This window comes from Streptomyces sp. NPDC049837 (assembly GCF_040674455.1).
In the GTDB taxonomy this organism is placed as follows: domain Bacteria; phylum Actinomycetota; class Actinomycetes; order Streptomycetales; family Streptomycetaceae; genus Streptomyces.
In genome coordinates this window covers 367664-384879 of record NZ_JBFAMP010000005.1, presented here as the reverse complement: position 1 = coordinate 384879, position 17216 = coordinate 367664, and the positions used below count along the sequence as shown (strand labels likewise).

Here is a 17216-nt window from a genome sequence, read left to right as displayed (position 1 = left end):
GAGCCGTGATGGTGTTCCACAGCGAGTACGCGGATGTCCCGACCGTTTCCCTCCCCATCCACGACGCGGTACTGGCCCGTTCGGCCGCCGCGTACGCCGACGAGGCCGCCCTCGTCGACGGGGCGGGCGACCTGACCCTCACGTACGGCCGGCTCGACACCTACCACCGGCGGGTCGCCGCCGCGCTCGCCGAGGCGGGGGTGCGCAAGGGCGACGTCCTGGCGCTGCACAGCCCCAACACGGTCGCCTACCCGGTCGTCTTCTACGGGGCGACGCGCGCCGGAGCGGCCGTCACCACCGTCCACCCGCTGTCCACCGCGGAGGAGTTCGCCAAGCAGCTCCGCGACTCCTCCGCCCGCTGGATCGTCACCGTCTCCCCGCTGCTCGCCACCGCCCGCCGGGCAGCCGAACTGGCGGGCGGCGTCACGGAGATCCTGGTGTGCGACGAGGCCGAGGGGCACCGCTCGATCCTCGACATGCTGGGCTCGACCGCCCCCGAACCGGACGTCGCCATCGACCCGGACGAGGACGTCGCCGCCCTGCCGTACTCCTCCGGCACCACCGGCGTCCCCAAGGGCGTCATGCTCACGCACCGCTCCATCGCCACCAACCTGGCGCAGCTCGAACCCCTGATCCCGATGCGCCCGGGGGACCGGGTCCTCGCCGTCCTGCCGTTCTTCCACATATACGGGCTGACCGCGCTGATGAACGCCCCGCTGCGGCAGGGCGCCACCGTCGTCGTCCTGCCCCGCTTCGAGCTCGACCAGTTCCTCGCCGCGATCGAGAAGCACCGCATCAACGCCCTGTACGTCGCCCCGCCGGTCGTCCTGGCGCTCGCCAAGCACCCGGCGGTCGCGCGCTACGACCTGTCGTCGCTGGAGTACGTCGTCAGCGCCGCCGCCCCGCTCGACGCCCGCCTCGCCGAGGCGTGCTCGGCCCGCCTGGGTCTGCCGCCGGTGCGGCAGGCGTACGGGATGACGGAGCTGTCGCCCGCCACGCACGCCGTCCCGCTGGACGTGCCGAACCCTCCGGCGGGCGCGGTGGGCAGATTGTTGCCGAACACCGAGATGCGGCTGCTGTCCCTGGACGATCCGGCCAAGGACGCCGCCCCGGGCGAGGAGGGTGAGATCGCCGTGCGGGGGCCGCAGGTGATGAAGGGGTACCTGGGCCGCCCGGACGCCACCGCCGCGATGATCGACACCGACGGGTGGGTGCACACCGGGGACATAGGCCGGGTCGACGAGGACGGGTGGCTGTTCGTCGTCGACCGGGTCAAGGAACTGATCAAGTACAAGGGCTTCCAGGTCGCCCCGGCCGAGCTGGAGGCGCTGCTGCTGACCCACGAGGGCGTCGCGGACGCGGCGGTGATCGGGGTGTACGACGAGGACGGCAACGAGGTCCCCAAGGCGTACGTCGTCCGGCAGCCCGGTGCGACCGGCCTGACGGGCGACGACATCATCGCCTTCGTGGCCGGGAAGGTCGCTCCGTACAAGAAGATCCGGCGCGTCGAGTTCATCGACGGCGTGCCGAGGGCGGCGTCGGGGAAAATTCTCCGGCGCGAACTGAGGGAGCGAGAGGGCGCATGACGAGTCTCGTCACCACCGCGCACGAGCGGGGCATCACGACCCTGACGCTGGATTCTCCGGACAACCGCAACGCCCTGTCGGCGCGGCTCGTCGGCGAGCTGGCGGCGGCGCTGGAGGGCTGCGGCAAGGACCCGGCGGTACGGGCGGTGGTGCTCACGCACACCGGGTCAACGTTCAGCGCGGGCGCCGACCTGAAGGCGCCGCCCAGCCCGTACACCTTCGTGGCACTGCTGCGGGCGATCGTGGAGCTGCCCAAGCCGGTGGTGGCGCGGGTGCACGGGCACGTGCGCGCCGGGGGGCTGGGGCTGCTCGGGGCGTGCGACATCGTGGCGGCGGGGACGGGCTCGGACTTCGCGCTCACCGAGGTGCGGATCGGGGTGGCGCCGTCGGTGATCTCCCTGTCCCTGCTGCCGCGCCTCGACGCGCGGGCCGCCGCCCGCTACTACCTCACGGGTGAGCGGTTCGACGCGGCCGAGGCGGCCCGGATCGGGCTGGCGACGGTCGTCGGGGACGACGTGGACGCGGCCCTCGCCCCCGTACTGGACGGGTTGCGCCGGGCGTCGCCGCAGGGGCTGGCGGAGGCCAAGAGGCTCGTCACGGCTAGGGTGCTGGAGATGTTCGAGCGTGACGCGGAGGACCTCGTGCAGCGCTCGGCCTCGCTCTTCGCCTCGGCGGAGGCACGCGAGGGAATGACGGCCTTCCTCGAACGACGGGACCCTGCATGGGTGTTGTGACCTCCTCGGCTCCCAAGGCGCCGAAGCAGGACCGCAGCCGGGCCACCCGGCAGCGGCTCCTCGCGGCGGCCGTGGCGTGCCTCGCGGAACACGGCTGGGCGGGCTCGACGGTCTCCGTCGTCGCCGAACGCGCCGGTGTCTCGCGCGGCGCGGCACAGCACCACTTCCCGACCCGGGAGGACCTGTTCACGGCGGCGGTCGAGTACGTCGCCGAGGAACGCTCCCAGGCGCTGCGCGCCCTGCCCGTGCAGGGCCGCGCGGCGGTCGTCGCCGCCCTGGTCGACCTCTACACCGGCCCGCTGTTCCGGGCGGCCCTGCACCTGTGGGTGGCGGCCTCCAACGAGGAGCAACTGCGGCCGCGGGTGACCGAGCTGGAGGCGCGGGTCGGCCGCGAGACCCACCGCATCGCGGTGGAGCTGCTGGGCGCCGACGAGTCACGGCCGGGCGTGCGCGAGACGGTCCAGGGCCTGCTGGACATGGCGCGCGGCCTGGGCCTGGCCAACCTGCTCACGGACGACACCGCGCGCCGCGAGCGCGTGGTGGCGCAGTGGGCGGCGCTGCTGGACGACGTGCTGGGCTGAAGCCCCGGCGTACGGGAACGGCGCCGCCCCTCGCGCGGGGGGCGGCGCCGTCGTCGTGCGAGGCGTCAGCCGGCGATGTCCTCGTACCCGGCGATCTCGCGCGGGCTGCGCGCGCCCGGGCCCACGTAGCGGGCCGAGGGGCGGACCAGGCGGCCGGTGCGCTTCTGCTCCAGGATGTGCGCCGACCAGCCGGCCGTGCGGGCGCAGGTGAACATCGACGTGAACATGTGCGCCGGGACCTCCGCGAAGTCCAGCACGATCGCCGCCCAGAACTCCACGTTCGTCGCCAGGACGCGGTCCGGGCGCCGGTTGTGCAGCTCCTCCAGGGCGGCCTTCTCCAGCGCCTCCGCCACCTCGAAGCGCGGCGCGCCCAGCTCCTTGGCGGTGCGGCGCAGCACACGGGCGCGCGGGTCCTCGGCGCGGTAGACGCGGTGGCCGAAGCCCATCAGGCGCTCGCCCTTGTCGAGGGCCTGGCGGACGTAGGCGCCGGCGTCACCGGTGCGCTCGATCTCCTCGATCATGCCGAGGACGCGGGAGGGCGCCCCGCCGTGCAGCGGTCCGGACATGGCGCCCACCGCACCCGACAGGGCGGCGGCCACGTCGGCGCCCGTGGAGGCGATGACGCGGGCGGTGAAGGTCGAGGCGTTCATGCCGTGCTCGGCGGCGGACGTCCAGTACGCGTCCACGGCCTTCACGTGCTTGGGGTCCGGCTCGCCGCGCCAGCGGATCATGAACCGCTCGACGACGGACCGCGCCTTGTCGATCTCGCTCTGCGGGACCATCGGCAGGCCCTGGCCGCGCGCCGACTGGGCGACGTAGGACAGTGCCATGACGGCGGCACGCGCGAGGTCGTCGCGGGCCTGCTCCTCGTCGATGTCCAGCAGCGGCCGCAGCCCCCACACGGGCGCCAGCATGGCCAGCGCCGACTGCACGTCCACGCGGATGTCGCCGGAGTGCACCGGGATGGGGAACGGCTCGGCGGGCGGCAGGCCGGGGTTGAACGCCCCGTCGACCAGCAGGCCCCACACGTTGCCGAAGGAGACCTGACCCACCAGGTCCTCGATGTCGACGCCGCGGTACCGGAGCGCGCCGCCCTCCTTGTCCGGTTCGGCGATCTCCGTTTCGAACGCGACGACTCCTTCGAGTCCGGGTACGAAGTCGGACATCAGGCGGCTCCTCGTCAGGTGAGTCTTCCAGTGGTGCGGTGATGCCCCGTACGGCGGGTGGTCATCCGGCACCGTCGTGGGGAGGGAACAGTGACCCAGCGCATGAGTCTGTCGGGTTCCTCCGATGCGGGGAAGCGTGACATCCGGCACACTCCGCCGAACCGGTCAGGGAGGATTAATGGCACGCGGTGCCGGGCAGACTGCCTCGCTACGGCAGGATGGCCTTGTGACAGACGCTCTTGACCCAGCAGCTCTCGATCCCGCCGCCATGCGCGAGCAGTACCGCACCGCCGAGTTCCTGGAGGCGGACCTCGCGCCCGGGCCGATGGACCAGTTCGCGCGCTGGTTCAAGGAGGCCGTCGACAGTGACGCCATCGTCGAGCCCAACGCCATGATCGTCTCCACGGCCACGCCCGACGGCCGGCCGTCGGCACGCACGGTGCTGCTGAAGCACTACGACGAGCGAGGGTTCGTCTTCTTCACCAATTACGGCTCCCGCAAGGGCGCGGAGCTGGAGACCAACCCGTACGTCTCGCTCCTCTTCCCCTGGCACCCGGTCGCCCGCCAGGTCCTCGTCACCGGCACCGCGTCCCGCGTCGGGCGCGACGAGACGGCCGCGTACTTCCGCACCCGCCCGCACGGCTCCCAGCTCGGCGCCTGGGCGAGCGAGCAGTCGTCGGTGATCGCCTCGCGGGCGGAGCTGCTGGCCCGGTACGAGGAGCTGGCGGCCCGCTACCCGGAGGGCGAGCAGGTGCCCGTCCCGCCGCACTGGGGCGGCTTCCGGATCGCACCCGAGACGGTCGAGTTCTGGCAGGGCCACGAGAACCGGCTGCACGACCGGCTGCGGTACGTCCGGGACGGCGAGGCCTGGCGGGTCGAGCGGCTGTCGCCCTGACGGTCACGCGGACACGCGGCGGGCCTCGGCCAGTGCCGTCTCCACGGCCGCCGGGATGTCCGTCACCGGGTACTGCACGTGCCGTACGGCACGCTCCCGGTCCAGTACCAGCACCGCCCGCTTCAGCCGCAGACCCTGGCCGGCCCGGAACGTCGGCAGCCGCAGCGCCGCCGACAGCCGGCTGTCCATGTCGGACAGCAGCGGGAAGGGGATGTCCTCGGCGGCGGCGAAGGCCCGCTGCTCGTCGGGCCGCTGCGTGCTGACGCCGCGCACCGCGAGCCCGGCCGCCGTGAAGTCGCCGTACGCGTCGCGGAAGAGCCGGTTCTCCAGGGTGCAGCCGACCGTGCCGGGGATGTCCGACCAGCCGTCCGGCAGCGGGCTCGGGCGCCCGGTCGCCGGGTAGGCGAAGAGCACGGTGGCGCCCGCGCGGCCGTCCACCGGGTCCAGTTCGCCGCCGGTGTGCGCGGGGAGCGTCAGGCGCGGCAGCCGGGTGCCCGGCAGGGCCAGTACGCGCCGCGCCTCGGCGCTGTCCTCGTCGGCGGACGCGGTCAGGGTGCCGTCGCCGAGCAGCCAGCGGTCGGCCCAGTCCTGCATGGCGACCAGGACGGGCAGCAGGGCGCGTCCGGCGGCGGTGAGCCGGTACTCGTGGCGCACGGGCGCCTGCTGGTAGGGGACCTTCTCCAGGACGCCGCTGTCGACGAGGTGGTTCAGCCGCTCGGTGAGGACCTTCCGCGAGATGCCCAGCTCGTGCTGCAACTCGTCGAAGCGGTGCCGGCCGCGCGCGGTCTCCCGTACCAACAGCAGGCTCCACCAGTCGCCGACGACGGCGGCGGCGTGCGCGACGGCGCAGGCGGCGTCGCGCTCGGGCACTGCTCTGTTCATGGCGTCCTCTCCCTCTCGACGGGCTCCATCTTGCGCCACCGAGTGAGTTCCCGATAGAAACTTACGCGCATCGAGTTTCCATTGGGAACTGACTCGACCGACTCGGGGGAGGAACCGGCCGTGCCCATTGCCCGGGCGACCGCCTGGCGCACCTGGCAGATGACCAGACGCGCCTATCCATGGACCTACGCCGTCGGCACCGTGCTGCCCGCCGCGCTCACCATCTCGCTCGCCTACCTCGGCTACCACGCCATCGGCGGCGGCCACGTCGGCGACGACTTCACCGCCGGCAGCGGCGCCGGACCCGCCGCGTACCTCGCCTACATCGCGGTCGGCGCGACCGCCTTCCAGTTCACCGTCCGCCTCATCCTGTGGTCCGCGAAGGCGCTCATCACCGAACAGCGCCAGGGCACCCTCGGCGCCCTGCTGATCGCCCCGGCGGCCCGGCTGCCCTACCTGCTGGGCTTCACCGGCTTCGCGGTGCTCAGCAGCCTCGTCGAGTTCCTCACCCTCGGTGTCGTCATCGGCCTGCTCGGCATCACGATCCCGGTCGCCTCGCCGCTCGGAGCGCTCGCCGGAGCGCTCGCCCTCGTCGCCGCCGTGTTCGCCCTCTCGGTGGGGCTCGGCGGGCTGATGATCGCGGCGGGCGAGGCGCACATCTCCCAGAACACCGTCTTCATCGTGCTCGGCCTGCTGTGCGGCTTCACCTTCCCCCGCGCCTACCTCCCGGAGCCCGCCCAGTGGCTCGCCGAGGCGCTCCCCACCACCGCCGCCATGGACGTCCTGCACGGCTCCCTCACCGGCGGCCACACCCTCGCCGGCCTCGCCCCCCGGCTCGTCACCTGCCTCGCGCTCACCGCCGTCCACCTGCTCGCCGGGCTGCGGTACCTGCCGCGCGCCGAGGCCCGCGCCGTCGAAAGGACGTACTGAAGATGAAGGCCACCCCGACCGGCATCGAGGTCCGCGCGCTGCGCAAGGACTTCCCCGTACGCGACGCGGGCCTCTTCGGCCCCCGTACGCTCAAGACCGCCGTCGACGGGCTCGACCTCGACATCCCGCCCGGCCGCGTCACCGGCCTCCTCGGCCTCAACGGCGCCGGAAAGACCACCACCATCAAGACCCTCGCGACGCTCCTGCGCCCCACCTCCGGCACGGTGACGGTCGACGGCCTCGACACGGTCGCCGACGCCCGCGCCGTACGCCGCCGGATCAACCTCATCGCGGGCGGCGAGCGCATGGTCTACACCCGTATGACGGGCCGGGAGAACCTCTGGTACTTCGGCCAGCTCTACGACGTGCCGAAGGCCGAGCTGCGCACCCGCATCGGCGAACTCCTCGCCCTCGTCGGCCTCACCGACGCCGCCGACACCATGGTCGAGCGGTACTCGCGCGGCATGACGCAGCGCCTCGCCATCGCCCGCGGCCTGATCAACCGCCCCGCCTACCTGCTCCTCGACGAGCCGACGCTCGGCCTCGACGCCCCCATCGCCCGCGACCTCCGCCGGGTCGTCGCCGACCTCGCCGCGGGCGGCACCGGAGTGCTCCTCACCTCCCACTACCTGGCCGAGGTCGAGGAACTCTGCTCCCACGTGTACGTCATCTCGGCCGGCCGCCACCTCGCCGAGGGCAGCCCGGCGCAGCTCAAGGCCGCGACCGGCAGCCACCGCACGGTACGCGTCACGGTCACCAACCCCACGCCCCGCACCGCCGCGGCCGTCGCCCCCTTCGGCGCCGTCGTGGAACGGCGGCCCGACGGCACGGAGCTGATCACCCTGCGCCACCCCGACGACATCGCCGGCCCGCTCGCGGCGGCCATCGTCGGGGCGGGCGGCTCCATCGGTGGCCTGGAGATCGCCGAGGCGAGCCTGGAGGACGCGATCCTGACGCTCGCCGCGGGCGCCGGGGGCGCGGGCGCGGGCGCTGGGGCTGCGGGTGCGGGGGGCGCGGGCGCCGGGGTCGCGGCGGGGAGCGCGGCATGACCGGCAGCCCCTTCCGTCACGCCCTGCGCGTCTTCGCGGCCGAGGCGCTCAAGCAGCACCGCCGCCTCTTCGGCCAGCCCCTCGTCGTCTTCTCCATGCTCGTCTGGCCGGTGCTGCAACTCGCCACCACCTACTACACGTTGCGCCCCGTCGCCACCGCGTCGCCGGCCGCCGCGAACTGGCCGCTCGCCGCCGACCCGGAACGGCTCCTCGCCTTCCTCGCGACCGGCACCCTCGCGTACGCCTTCTTCTTCTCGCTCGTCCAGTCGGCCTGGCACCTGTCCTTCGAGCGCACCACCGGAACCCTGGAGCTGCTCTTCCTCAGCCCCGCCGGACGCCTCACCCTCATGCTCGCCAACGGCACCGGCGCCCTCCTCCAGAACGCCTGGCTCCTCACCTGCTTCACCGTCGCCGCCCTCGCCGGCTTCGGCACCCTGTCCGTCGCCGCGTGGTGGATGTACGGGGTGGTGTTCCTGGCCCTGCTGGTCCCGGCCGTGGCGTGGGGGGCGTTCCTCAACAGCCTGCTGGTCTTCTCCCGGGACTCGGCGTTCCTCTACACGATCCTCGACGAGCCCCTCTGGTTCGTCTCGGCCGTCCGCCTCCCCAACTTCGCCCTCCCCGTGGCCGTCCAGCTCGTCGGCGCGGTCTTCCCCCTGACGGGCAGTCTGCTCGCGGTGCGCGGCGCGCTTCTCGAATCCCGGACCTTCACCGAGCTGGCCCCCGCCCTTACGGGCCTGGCCGCCCTCAGCGCGCTCCTGCTGTGCGCCGCGGCCCTGATCCTCCGCGCGGGCGAGGCACGCTCGCAGCGGACGGGGCGGCTGAGCCTGGCGTAGCGCGTTCTACGAGAAGTCGACGACCGCCAGCAGCGGTCCTGCCACGGCCAGCGCGTACTGGGCGAGCACCGCTCCTCGGCGTACGGCGTGGCTGATGGCGTCGCGGGGGAGGCACAGCGCCCACAGACCGACCAGGCCGGACAGGCCCAGCGACCACATGGCCAGTTCGGTCAGGGGGCCGTTGGCGCCGTCGCCGACGTAGGCCTGACGCAGCAGGATGACGAGGGTGCCGACGAACGTGACCGCGAGCAGCAGCAGTCCGATCCCGGCGAAGACGCGTACGGCTCTGGTGCTCGGCGCGAAGGGGCCCTGCGCGGAGTGGCCCAGCGCGGAGTGGCCCGGCGCGGTGGGGCCCTGTGAGTCGGTGGCGTTCATGCCGCCATCCTGGGCGCCGGCCGGTGGGCCGGACATCGTGGCGGGTACTCAGACGGGTACTCGGAACGGTGGGTCCGGATACTCACAGCAGAAACCCGCGGGCTCTGGCTCTCCTGACGGAGAGGCCGGCCGGATGTGCCGGCGAACCCGCGGGTCGGTGACTGCTTGGGATTGCGGCAGGAGGCCTGCCGACATTGCACAGAGTGCGACAACAGGCCTCAGCCCGCAGTCACCTCACGCATCCGAAAAGAAACCACTTCCGGATCACCTCCTTTCTTCGTGTGCCCCACACCCTAGGAACGGCCCCGGCGTCCCACAACCGGTTTTTCGCGCCAGGTGATTTCCGGGAACCGGCTGTGCTCTGAGTCACGTTCCAGTTGAATGACCGGGCGTGCACGTGCACGCACGCGAGTACACGTCCTGCAGGGGGTGCCGGGATGAGTGCGTCCAGGAGCGAGACCGAGGGGCGGGCCGCGACCGGGGCGGATCTGCTCGCCGCGCTGCTCGACGGGATGGACGCCGCGCTGTGCGCGTTCGACGCCGACGGGGTGCTCACCCACTGGAACCGGGAAGCCGAGCGCATCCTCGGGTGGAGCGCCGAGGAGGCCGTCGGACGGCGCGGGTTCGCCGGATGGGCCGTGCGCAGCGCGGACGCCGACGACGTACACCGGCGGCTGATGGCCGTCATGGACGCGCCCGGCCGCCAGGTCCACGAGTTCGCCCTCCTCCGCAAGGACGGCGGGCGGGTGCTCGTCCGGACCCAGTCGGCCGGGGTGCGGGGCGCCGACGGCAGGCCGGCCGGGGTGTACTGCGCGTTCAGCGAGGTGCACGCCCAGATCGACCTGGAGCGGTCCATCGCGCTGAGCGAGGCGCTGTTCGAGGACGCCTCCTGGGGCGTGGTGCTGGTGGACGTGGACCTCCGCCCCACCGTCGTGAACGCACACGCCGCGCGGGCGCTCGGCGCCGGGCGTACGACGCTGCTCGGGCGGCCGCTCGGCGAAGTCGTCGTGCAGGGCGTGGAGGAACTGGAGGGCGCCCTGCACCACGTCCTGGCGGAAGGCGCGCCCAAGGCGCCGGTCGAGCTGTGGGTGACGCTCCGGACGCCGGAGGGCGAGCGGCGGCGGTGCTGGCGCAGCGGCTTCCTGCGGCTGGCGTCCCCGCTCGCGGAGGAGCCGGTGCCGCTGGGCGTCGGCTGGCTGTTCCAGGACGTGACGGACGCGAGGCTGGCGGAACAGGAGGCCGACCGGCTGCGGTTCCGGTCCAGTCAGCTCCACCGGGCGGGCAGCGCGGCCGCCGAGTGCGAGGACCCGATGGAGGCGGCGGCCACGTACCTGGACTTCGCGCTGGCCGGCTTCGCCGACCACGCGCTGGTGGACCTCTTCCAGGGCGACCGGCTCGTGCGGGCCGCCGCCTCCCCGACCGGGGCGCCCGGCCCGGTGGCCCGCCTCACGGGCGGGGGCATCCCGGTGCGGTACGCGGCCGGGCACCCGGCGTTGCAGGCGGTGGACCGGGCGGGGCCGGTGCGGGCGAGCGCCACCTCGGACTCCTGGGCGACCGACCGCCACTGGCCCCCGGACGCGGCCCACGCCCTGTGCACGGTGCTCCGCAGCCGCGGCCGCACACTCGGCGTCCTCACCTTCCTCCGCTCCGCCTCCCGCCCCGCCTTCGAACGCCCGGACGCGGTCTACGCCCAGACCATCTCGGTCCGCGTCGCCTCGGCGGTAGACCTGGCCTCCATGCTGGAGGGTTAAGCGGAAGCGTTGCCCCCGCGCGCGGTCGCCTTCCGTTGTGGGCAGTCGTTCCGCACGGCGGTGCCTGTTCCCGGTGACCCCGGTGCGGGTCGGTGGGCTGGGCGGCCACCCCGGTGGGTGGGGGCGGGGCCCCTCCGGGCTCGCCTCCTCGAAACCGGCGGCCTTGGGCTACGGGCAGGGGAGCCCACCCCTCGCCGCCAACCTCTGCGGGGGCGACCCTGCAGGGCCCCACCCCGGCCGTCGTCCGTCGGACGGTAGGGGGTCACTACGCCGCGTGCAGCGCCAGCGTCGGGGACAGGCGGGACGCCCGCACGGCGGGGTAGAGCCCGGCGAGCGTGCCGATGAGCAGCGTCGCGCCGAAGCCGCCGCCCACCGCCCACGGCGGGACGACCCACGGCAGGCCGCCGGACGTGGCGTACGCGCCGGTGGCCGCCGCGCCGAGGGCCACGCCCGCCAGGCCGCCGAGGCCCGAGAGCATCAGCGACTCGGTGACGAACTGGACGCGGATCTGGCCCCGGGTCGCGCCCAGCGAGCGGCGCAGCCCGATCTCGTGGCGTCGCTCGAGCACCGAGATGATCATGGTGTTGGCGACGCCCACCCCGCCGACCAGCAGCGCGATCCCGCCCAGCCCGAGCAACAGCGTGGAGAAGGCGCCCTCGGTCGCCGCCTTGGCCCGCAGTGCCGACGACGGGTCGGTGACCCGGACGTTCTGCGGGTTGCGCGGGTCGACCGTGGCGGCGAGGACATCCCGTACGTCCCGTACCGACGCGTCCGTGGACCGCTCGTACACCGACGTGGGGTGCCCGTCGAAGCCGAGCAGCCGTTCGGCCGCCGCCCACCCCAGAAGGGCGGAGCGTTCGATCTCCGGGGCGAGCGGCAGGGGGTCGAGGATGCCGACGACCGTGAAGTACCGGTCGCCGATCCACACCTGACGCCCCGGCTCGGTGATGCCGAGCCGCTGGGCGGCGACGTGGCCCAGGACCACCGACGGGTAGCGGCCGTTGGCGGCGTTCAGCCAGGTGCCGTGGCCTACTCGGCCGCGCAGCACCTTGAGCAGGTCCTCCGTCGTGGCCTTCACCGCGATGCCGCCTGTTTCCTCCTCGGGGATCTTCTCCGAGCGGCGCACGGAGTGCTTCACGTCCCCCGTCGCGCCGGCCTGCTGTACGCCGTCGATGCGGCCGACCATGCCCGGAGCGTCCTTGGGGAGCTTGACGTCCTGCCCGGCGAACATCGACTCGCCGGGCGTGGCCACCAGCATGTTGGTGCCGAGCGCGTCGAGCTGCCGCATCAACTGCGCCTTGCTGGACGCGGAGATGCCCACCACCGCGATCATGGTGGCGATCCCGATCGCGATGCCGAGCGCGGACAGCACGATCCGCACGGGCCGGCTGCGCAGCCCGGCGGCGCCGACGTGCAGGACGTCACGCGGACCGAGCCGGGCGGCCTTGAGTTTCGTACGGGGCATCAGGCCGCCACCGCCCGTACGTCCGCGACGATCCGCCCGTCCCGGATACGCACCTGGCGGGGCAGTCGTGCGGCGATCTCCGTGTCGTGCGTGATGACGGCGATGGTGGCGCCCTCCGCGTTGAGGTCGTGCAGCAGCTCCATGACGGCTTCCCCGGACGCCGTGTCCAGAGCCCCGGTCGGCTCGTCCGCGAGCAGCAGGTCCGGGCGGCCGGCCACCGCCCGGGCGATGGCCACCCGCTGCTTCTGCCCGCCGGACAGTTCGTGCGGCCGGTGCCCGCGGCGGTCGGCCAGCCCGACGCGGGCGAGCGCTTCGGCGGCCAGGGCGCGGCGCCGGGCACGCGGCAGGCCGGAGTAGAGCAGCCCTTCGGCGACGTTGTCCTGGGCGCTGACGCCCGGCACCAGGTGGAACGCCTGGAACACGAACCCGATGTGCCGGGCGCGCAGCGCCGACAGGCGCCGGTCGGACAGGGCGGCCACGTCGTGCCCGGCGATCTCCACGTGCCCCGCCGTCGGCCGGTCCAGCGTGCCGACGATGTGCAGCAGCGTGGACTTGCCGGACCCGGACGGGCCCACGATCCCGATCAGCTCGCCCTGCCCGATGGCCAGGTCGACGCCGTCGAGCGCGGTGACGCCGCCCGCGTACTCCTTGGTGACGCCGGTCAGGCGTACGACCGTGCTCATACGGACGGCACCCCGACCTTCATGCCCTCGCGCAGTCCGCCGCCGCTGACCTCGACCCGGCCCTCGGCGAACATGCCCAGCTCCACCTTCACGTCCCGCCCGCGGCCCTTCTCCACCACTTCGACACCGAAACCGCCTCCAGGGAGGGCGAGAAGCGCGTTGACGGGGACGGAGAGGACGTTCTCGCGGGTCTGGCCGGTGAGGTTGACGGTCACCGGCGACTGGTCGAACGCCTTGACCTTCGCCGGGTCGTCGAACGACACCGTGATGTCGATCTTCGGGGTCTTGTCCTGAGGGTCGTCGCCCGCCTTGGCGGTCTTCCCGACACCCGTGACCTTCCCGGGCGCGCTGGTGCCGTCGGGCAGTTCGACCGTCACCTTGGTGCCGGTTTTCGCCAGGGACCCGTCGGACACCGGGAGCTGGAAGCGGACCACGCGTTCGGCGCCGGTCACGGTGAGGACCGGCTTGCCCGGGCCGACCGGGTCGCCGGGCGCCGCGCCGGTCTCCTTCACCCGGACGGAACCGGACGCGAACGTGATCTGGTCGGGCCCTATGCGGCCGGTCTGCTTCAGGTCGTGGGACTCCTGCCAGCGCTTGACGGCGTCGGCGGTGCCCTCGGTGTACTTCTCGTCGACGGCGAGGCCGGAGCCGTACCCGAGGTCGCGGAGGTTCTCCTCCAGCTCCTCGACGTCCCTGCCCTTGTCGCCGGGCTTCAGCGTCCGGTACATCGGCCCGCTGCCGTACATCAGCCGGACGGGCCGGCCGTCGACCTCGTACAACCGCTCGTCGCGCTCGACGGTGGAACCGGCGCCCGCGATCCAGGTGAGGGTGCCGGAGGGACCGGCGTTGATGCGGCGCTCCTTGGCGTAGCCGAGGGTGCCGGTCTGCTGACTGCTGTCCTTGAGGTCACCGCGCTCGACGGTGGCGGTCGCGGGCAGGGTCTCCTTGGGGGCGGTTTTCCGCTCGGGCGCGCTGTACGCGGTCACGGCGGCGCCGCCGCCCGCCGCCAGGACGATGACGGCGAGCGCGACGACCAGTCGTCGGCGGGTCACCGGCTCTCGCCCCCGCAGACCTTCATCGCCTTGTCGAACTTCTCCTTCTCCGGGCCGGCCGACGGCATGGGCAGCGCCTGCTGCATCGACCCGTCGAACTTGGGGTCGGGCATGTTGACGCCGTTCTCACGCATACAGCGGGCGTACTTCAGCGCCTTGTCCTTGTCGGCCTGGGTGATCTCCGAGCCGGCGGCGCCGCCCTTCCCCTGGCACGCCTTGAAGGCCTTCTCCATCTGCTCCTTGCTCAGATCGCCGCCGATGGTGATGCCCCGCTCGTCCTGCCCCGGCTTGGGCTCGGGCACGTCCAGGCCCTGTTCACGCAGGCACTTGCGGTACTCCAGGGCCTGGTCGGCCTTCTTGCCCTCGCCGCTGACGTCCTCGCTCTTGGTCCCGCTCTCCGTGCCCGAGCAGGCGGCGGCGAGCAGGGCGAGGGCGGCGATGGCTGTGCAGTGTCGGATTCTCATGGCTGTGGAGGGTGCCCGGGACGGGTGTTTCGCCGCTGCCAAGGAATTCGTTAACACCGGCGAAAGGTGCCCGTGGGTTACACAGGACCCATGCGCGTACTGGTGGTGGAGGACGAGGATTTCCTCGCGGAGATGATCGCCGAGGGGCTGCGCCGTGACGCGCTCGCCGTCGACGTCGCCTCGGACGGCCTGGAGGCACTGCGGAAGCTCCAGTTCGGGGCGTACGACGTGCTCGTCCTCGACCGGGACCTGCCGGGCCTGCACGGCGACGACGTGTGCCGCCGGGTGGTGCAGCAGGGGCTGCTGACCCGGATCCTGATGCTGACCGCGTCGGGGACGGTACGGGACCGGGTGGACGGGCTGGGCCTGGGCGCCGACGACTACCTGACCAAGCCCTTCGCGTACGACGAGCTCCTCGCGCGCGTGCTGGCGCTCGGCCGCCGGGCACGGCCCGCCCTGCCGCCCGTCCTGGAACGGGCCGGCATCGTGCTGGACACCGCCCGCCGGCAGGCCAGCCGCGACGGACGGCACCTGCACCTGTCGCGCAAGGAGTTCGCCGTCCTGGAGGCGCTGCTGCGCGCGGACGGGGCGGTCGTCAGCGGCGAGGACCTGATCGAGCAGGTCTGGGAGGAGCACACCAGCTACCGCACCAACGCGGTCCGGGTCGCCCTGAGCAAGCTGCGCGCCAAGCTGGGCGAGCCGCCCGTGGTGGAGACGGTTCCGGGCGCGGGCTACCGGATCGGCTCATGAGCCTCCTTCCGGGCGGTGAACGGGCGCGGCTCACCGCCCTCTACGGCGGGCTGCTGGTGCTGGCGGGCGCCCTGCTCACGGGCGTGGTCTACGTCCTCGTACGGCAGGGGCTGTACACGTCGATCAGTACGGCGGTCACGACGGCCGTCCCGGCCTCGACGTTCGAGCCCTCCGTGCCGGCGCCGACCCGTTCGGCCGTGCCGGCCAGCCCCATGCCGACGCCCGCGCCGTCGGACCTGGCCGTACGCGGCTACGCGGTCACCCGGCAGCTCAGCGACGCCGCCGAGGACGCCGCGCTCAGCCGGCTGCTGACCGTGTCGCTGCTGGTCCTGGTGGCGTACGCGGTGGTCTCGGTGGCCGTGGCGTGGTGGATGGCGGGGCGGGTGCTGCGGCCGGTCGCGGTGATCACGGAGACGGCGCGGCGGCTGTCCGGCGAGAACCTCCACGAGAGGATCGGGCTCGCGGGGCCGCCGGGGGAGCTGAAGCGGCTGGCGGACACCTTCGACGGGATGCTGGAACGGATGGAGCAGCTCGTCGGGGCCCAGCAGCGGTTCGCGGCGAACGCGGCGCACGAGCTGCGCACCCCGTTGGCGGTGCAGCGGGCGGCGGCGGAGATCGGCCTGGCGGGTGAGCCGGACGCGGAGAGGGTGGCCCGGATCCGTACGAAACTGATCGGCGTCGCCGACGACAGCGAGCGGATCATCGACGGGCTGTTGCTGCTGGCCGCGTCCGACCAGGGCCTGTCGGGCGACGTCGCGCCGGTCGCCGTCCACGAGGTCACCCGGGCGGCCGTGGACGCCCTCGCGGGGGAGGCCGCCGAGCGGGAGGTGACGGTCACCGTCCGGGCGGAGCCGCTGACGGCCGAGGGCGACGCGGTCCTGCTGGACCGGCTGGTGCACAACCTCGTGGCGAACGGCATCCGGCACAACCGGGCGGGCGGCCGGGTGGAGGTGCGGACCGGTCCGTCGGGCATCGAGATCTCCAACACGGGCCCGCAGGTTCCTCCGGACACGGTCCCGCTGCTCTTCGAGCCGTTCCACCACACCGGCACGGAGGGCGCCGGCCTGGGCCTGTCGATCGTGGCCTCCATCGTCCGCGCGCACGGGGCGTCGGCGACGGCTACGGCGAACCCGGCCCCGGAGGGCGGCCTGACGGTGCGGGTCGCGTTCTAGCGCCCTAGTGGCGGAAGAAGATCCGGTCCGCGTACTCGTTCATCACACGGCCGTTCCACTCGTGGCCGCCGTCGACGTTGCCGGAGCGCAGCAGCGGCGGCTCGATGCCGCGCGCCACCAGGGCCTCGGTCGCGGCCGCCATCACCGCCTGCATGACGGCGCTGGTGACGACCGTGGACGCCGGTGCGAAGGGGGCCTCGACGCCCTCGTGGGTGAGCTCCGCGTCCCCCACGGCGATCTTGGAGTCCAGCACGATGTCGCAGTGGTCCTTGAGGAAGGTGCCCGACACGTGCCGCGACTTGGTCTCCTCCGCGTACGCCACCGACGTCACCCCGACGACCTTCAGGCCCAGCGCGCGGGCGTTCATCGCCATCTCGACGGGCAGGGCGTTGCGGCCGGACAGCGAGACGATGATCAGTACGTCGCCGGCCCTGGCGGGCGAGGAGTCCAGGACCGCGCCCGCGAGGCCGTCCACCCGCTCCAGGGCCGAGCCGAGCGTCGCGGGCATCACGTCGACGCCGACGACACCCGGCACGGCGAGCAGGTTCACCAGCGCGAGGCCGCCGGCCCGGTAGACCACGTCCTGGGCCGCGAGGGAGGAGTGGCCCGCCCCGAAGGCGAACAGCCGGCCGCCGTCGGCGACCGTGTCGGCGATGGCCGCACCGGCGGCGGCGATGTTCCTCGCCTCCTCGTCCCGCACCCGCTGGAGCAGGCCGATCGCGGCGTCGAAGAATCGACCGGCCAGCTTGCTCTCGCCGATGGCGTCAGGCATCGTCGGGCCCCTTCTCTCCGTGTCGCGGATCACGTTGCGGTCTGGACCATTGCTCTGTCAATACCGGGCTTGTCCA

18 protein-coding genes are annotated in these 17216 nt (G+C 73.2%); 10 read left to right on the top strand and 8 right to left on the bottom strand.

Features of this window, described 5'->3' with window-relative positions:
* Positions 1-8: 8 nt before the first annotated feature.
* Genes AB0J57_RS16640 through AB0J57_RS16630 form a run of 3 tightly spaced genes read left to right on the top strand, consistent with a single transcriptional unit; the run spans position 9 to position 2901 of the window.
* Positions 9-1586 (top strand): 4-coumarate--CoA ligase family protein, encoded by a 1578-nt coding sequence (locus tag AB0J57_RS16640; protein WP_366128868.1) that lies wholly within the window; start codon positions 9-11, stop codon positions 1584-1586.
* Positions 1583-2320 (top strand): enoyl-CoA hydratase family protein, encoded by a 738-nt coding sequence (locus AB0J57_RS16635; RefSeq protein WP_366128867.1) that lies wholly within the window; start codon positions 1583-1585, stop codon positions 2318-2320. Before AB0J57_RS16640 ends, AB0J57_RS16635 begins: the two co-directional genes overlap by 4 nt.
* Positions 2308-2901 carry a TetR/AcrR family transcriptional regulator gene (locus AB0J57_RS16630; RefSeq protein WP_366128866.1) on the top strand — a complete coding sequence of 198 codons (594 nt, stop codon included), beginning with the start codon at positions 2308-2310 and terminating at the stop codon, positions 2899-2901. Before AB0J57_RS16635 ends, AB0J57_RS16630 begins: the two co-directional genes overlap by 13 nt.
* A gap of 65 nt (positions 2902-2966) precedes the next feature.
* Here the strand turns inward: AB0J57_RS16630 and AB0J57_RS16625 are convergent, their stop codons facing one another.
* Positions 2967-4067, bottom strand: coding sequence for a citrate synthase 2 (locus tag AB0J57_RS16625; protein ID WP_366128865.1), 1101 nt, complete (start codon positions 4065-4067; stop codon positions 2967-2969).
* A gap of 268 nt (positions 4068-4335) precedes the next feature.
* Here AB0J57_RS16625 and pdxH point away from each other — a divergent pair, with 268 nt between their 5' ends.
* A complete protein-coding gene (gene pdxH / locus AB0J57_RS16620; RefSeq protein WP_366129103.1) occupies positions 4336-4962 on the top strand; it encodes a pyridoxamine 5'-phosphate oxidase in 627 nt (208 codons plus the stop codon).
* 3 nt (positions 4963-4965) lie between these two features.
* Here the strand turns inward: pdxH and AB0J57_RS16615 are convergent, their stop codons facing one another.
* The gene (locus AB0J57_RS16615) at positions 4966-5844 is read right to left on the bottom strand and encodes a winged helix-turn-helix transcriptional regulator (RefSeq protein ID WP_366128864.1); all 879 of its coding nucleotides are present in this window, start codon (positions 5842-5844) and stop codon (positions 4966-4968) included.
* A gap of 120 nt (positions 5845-5964) precedes the next feature.
* On the opposite strand from AB0J57_RS16615, the gene AB0J57_RS16610 reads away from it, so the two are divergent.
* From AB0J57_RS16610 to AB0J57_RS16600, 3 genes are read left to right on the top strand one after another with little or no spacing between them, the layout of a single operon-like run.
* Positions 5965-6774: an ABC transporter permease gene (locus AB0J57_RS16610; protein WP_366128863.1), complete on the top strand. Its 810-nt coding sequence runs from the start codon at positions 5965-5967 to the stop codon at positions 6772-6774.
* A gap of 2 nt (positions 6775-6776) precedes the next feature.
* Positions 6777-7823 (top strand): ABC transporter ATP-binding protein, encoded by a 1047-nt coding sequence (locus AB0J57_RS16605; protein WP_366128862.1) that lies wholly within the window; start codon positions 6777-6779, stop codon positions 7821-7823.
* Positions 7820-8656 carry an ABC transporter permease gene (locus AB0J57_RS16600; protein WP_366128861.1) on the top strand — a complete coding sequence of 279 codons (837 nt, stop codon included), beginning with the start codon at positions 7820-7822 and terminating at the stop codon, positions 8654-8656. Before AB0J57_RS16605 ends, AB0J57_RS16600 begins: the two co-directional genes overlap by 4 nt.
* A gap of 6 nt (positions 8657-8662) precedes the next feature.
* On the opposite strand, the gene AB0J57_RS16595 is transcribed toward AB0J57_RS16600, so the two are convergent.
* The gene (locus tag AB0J57_RS16595) at positions 8663-9031 is read right to left on the bottom strand and encodes a hypothetical protein (protein ID WP_366128860.1); all 369 of its coding nucleotides are present in this window, start codon (positions 9029-9031) and stop codon (positions 8663-8665) included.
* Positions 9032-9468: 437 nt separating this feature from the next.
* Between AB0J57_RS16595 and AB0J57_RS16590 the strand changes: the two genes are divergently transcribed.
* Positions 9469-10782 carry a PAS domain-containing protein gene (locus AB0J57_RS16590; RefSeq protein ID WP_366128859.1) on the top strand — a complete coding sequence of 438 codons (1314 nt, stop codon included), beginning with the start codon at positions 9469-9471 and terminating at the stop codon, positions 10780-10782.
* A 265-nt stretch (positions 10783-11047) separates the two neighbouring features.
* On the opposite strand, the gene AB0J57_RS16585 is transcribed toward AB0J57_RS16590, so the two are convergent.
* From AB0J57_RS16585 to AB0J57_RS16570, 4 genes are read right to left on the bottom strand one after another with little or no spacing between them, the layout of a single operon-like run.
* The gene (locus AB0J57_RS16585) at positions 11048-12247 is read right to left on the bottom strand and encodes an ABC transporter permease (RefSeq protein ID WP_366128857.1); all 1200 of its coding nucleotides are present in this window, start codon (positions 12245-12247) and stop codon (positions 11048-11050) included.
* Positions 12247-12930: an ABC transporter ATP-binding protein gene (locus AB0J57_RS16580; protein ID WP_366128856.1), complete on the bottom strand. Its 684-nt coding sequence runs from the start codon at positions 12928-12930 to the stop codon at positions 12247-12249. Before AB0J57_RS16580 ends, AB0J57_RS16585 begins: the two co-directional genes overlap by 1 nt.
* On the bottom strand, positions 12927-13982 hold the full coding sequence (locus AB0J57_RS16575; protein ID WP_366128855.1) for a peptidoglycan-binding protein: 1056 nt from the start codon (positions 13980-13982) through the stop codon (positions 12927-12929). The genes AB0J57_RS16580 and AB0J57_RS16575 overlap by 4 nt, the downstream gene beginning before the upstream one ends.
* Complete coding sequence (locus AB0J57_RS16570) at positions 13979-14446, bottom strand: hypothetical protein (protein WP_366128854.1); 468 nt, start codon at positions 14444-14446, stop codon at positions 13979-13981. Before AB0J57_RS16570 ends, AB0J57_RS16575 begins: the two co-directional genes overlap by 4 nt.
* A 90-nt stretch (positions 14447-14536) precedes the next feature.
* Between AB0J57_RS16570 and AB0J57_RS16565 the strand changes: the two genes are divergently transcribed.
* Positions 14537-15196, top strand: coding sequence for a response regulator transcription factor (locus AB0J57_RS16565; protein WP_366128853.1), 660 nt, complete (start codon positions 14537-14539; stop codon positions 15194-15196).
* Entirely contained in the window at positions 15193-16368 is a 1176-nt protein-coding gene (locus tag AB0J57_RS16560; protein ID WP_366128852.1) for an ATP-binding protein, read from the top strand. The genes AB0J57_RS16565 and AB0J57_RS16560 overlap by 4 nt, the downstream gene beginning before the upstream one ends.
* Before the next feature lie 4 nt (positions 16369-16372).
* Here AB0J57_RS16560 and AB0J57_RS16555 read toward each other — a convergent pair whose 3' ends face one another.
* Positions 16373-17128, bottom strand: a complete 756-nt coding sequence (locus tag AB0J57_RS16555) for an SIS domain-containing protein (RefSeq protein ID WP_366129102.1) — start codon at positions 17126-17128, stop codon at positions 16373-16375.
* Positions 17129-17216: the final 88 nt, after the last annotated feature.

Excerpts from the sequence above, each read along its gene's own strand:
- AB0J57_RS16640 (WP_366128868.1), top strand. The coding sequence starts at position 9 with ATGGTGTTCCACAGCGAGTACGCGGATGTCCCGACCGTTTCCCTCCCC.
- AB0J57_RS16635 (WP_366128867.1), top strand. The coding sequence starts at position 1,583 with ATGACGAGTCTCGTCACCACCGCGCACGAGCGGGGCATCACGACCCTG.
- AB0J57_RS16630 (WP_366128866.1), top strand. The coding sequence starts at position 2,308 with ATGGGTGTTGTGACCTCCTCGGCTCCCAAGGCGCCGAAGCAGGACCGC.
- AB0J57_RS16625 (WP_366128865.1), bottom strand. The coding sequence starts at position 4,067 with ATGTCCGACTTCGTACCCGGACTCGAAGGAGTCGTCGCGTTCGAAACG.
- pdxH (WP_366129103.1), top strand. The coding sequence starts at position 4,336 with ATGCGCGAGCAGTACCGCACCGCCGAGTTCCTGGAGGCGGACCTCGCG.
- AB0J57_RS16615 (WP_366128864.1), bottom strand. The coding sequence starts at position 5,844 with ATGAACAGAGCAGTGCCCGAGCGCGACGCCGCCTGCGCCGTCGCGCAC.
- AB0J57_RS16605 (WP_366128862.1), top strand. The coding sequence starts at position 6,777 with ATGAAGGCCACCCCGACCGGCATCGAGGTCCGCGCGCTGCGCAAGGAC.
- AB0J57_RS16600 (WP_366128861.1), top strand. The coding sequence starts at position 7,820 with ATGACCGGCAGCCCCTTCCGTCACGCCCTGCGCGTCTTCGCGGCCGAG.
- AB0J57_RS16595 (WP_366128860.1), bottom strand. The coding sequence starts at position 9,031 with ATGAACGCCACCGACTCACAGGGCCCCACCGCGCCGGGCCACTCCGCG.
- AB0J57_RS16590 (WP_366128859.1), top strand. The coding sequence starts at position 9,469 with ATGAGTGCGTCCAGGAGCGAGACCGAGGGGCGGGCCGCGACCGGGGCG.
- AB0J57_RS16585 (WP_366128857.1), bottom strand. The coding sequence starts at position 12,247 with ATGCCCCGTACGAAACTCAAGGCCGCCCGGCTCGGTCCGCGTGACGTC.
- AB0J57_RS16580 (WP_366128856.1), bottom strand. The coding sequence starts at position 12,930 with ATGAGCACGGTCGTACGCCTGACCGGCGTCACCAAGGAGTACGCGGGC.
- AB0J57_RS16570 (WP_366128854.1), bottom strand. The coding sequence starts at position 14,446 with ATGAGAATCCGACACTGCACAGCCATCGCCGCCCTCGCCCTGCTCGCC.
- AB0J57_RS16565 (WP_366128853.1), top strand. The coding sequence starts at position 14,537 with ATGCGCGTACTGGTGGTGGAGGACGAGGATTTCCTCGCGGAGATGATC.
- AB0J57_RS16560 (WP_366128852.1), top strand. The coding sequence starts at position 15,193 with ATGAGCCTCCTTCCGGGCGGTGAACGGGCGCGGCTCACCGCCCTCTAC.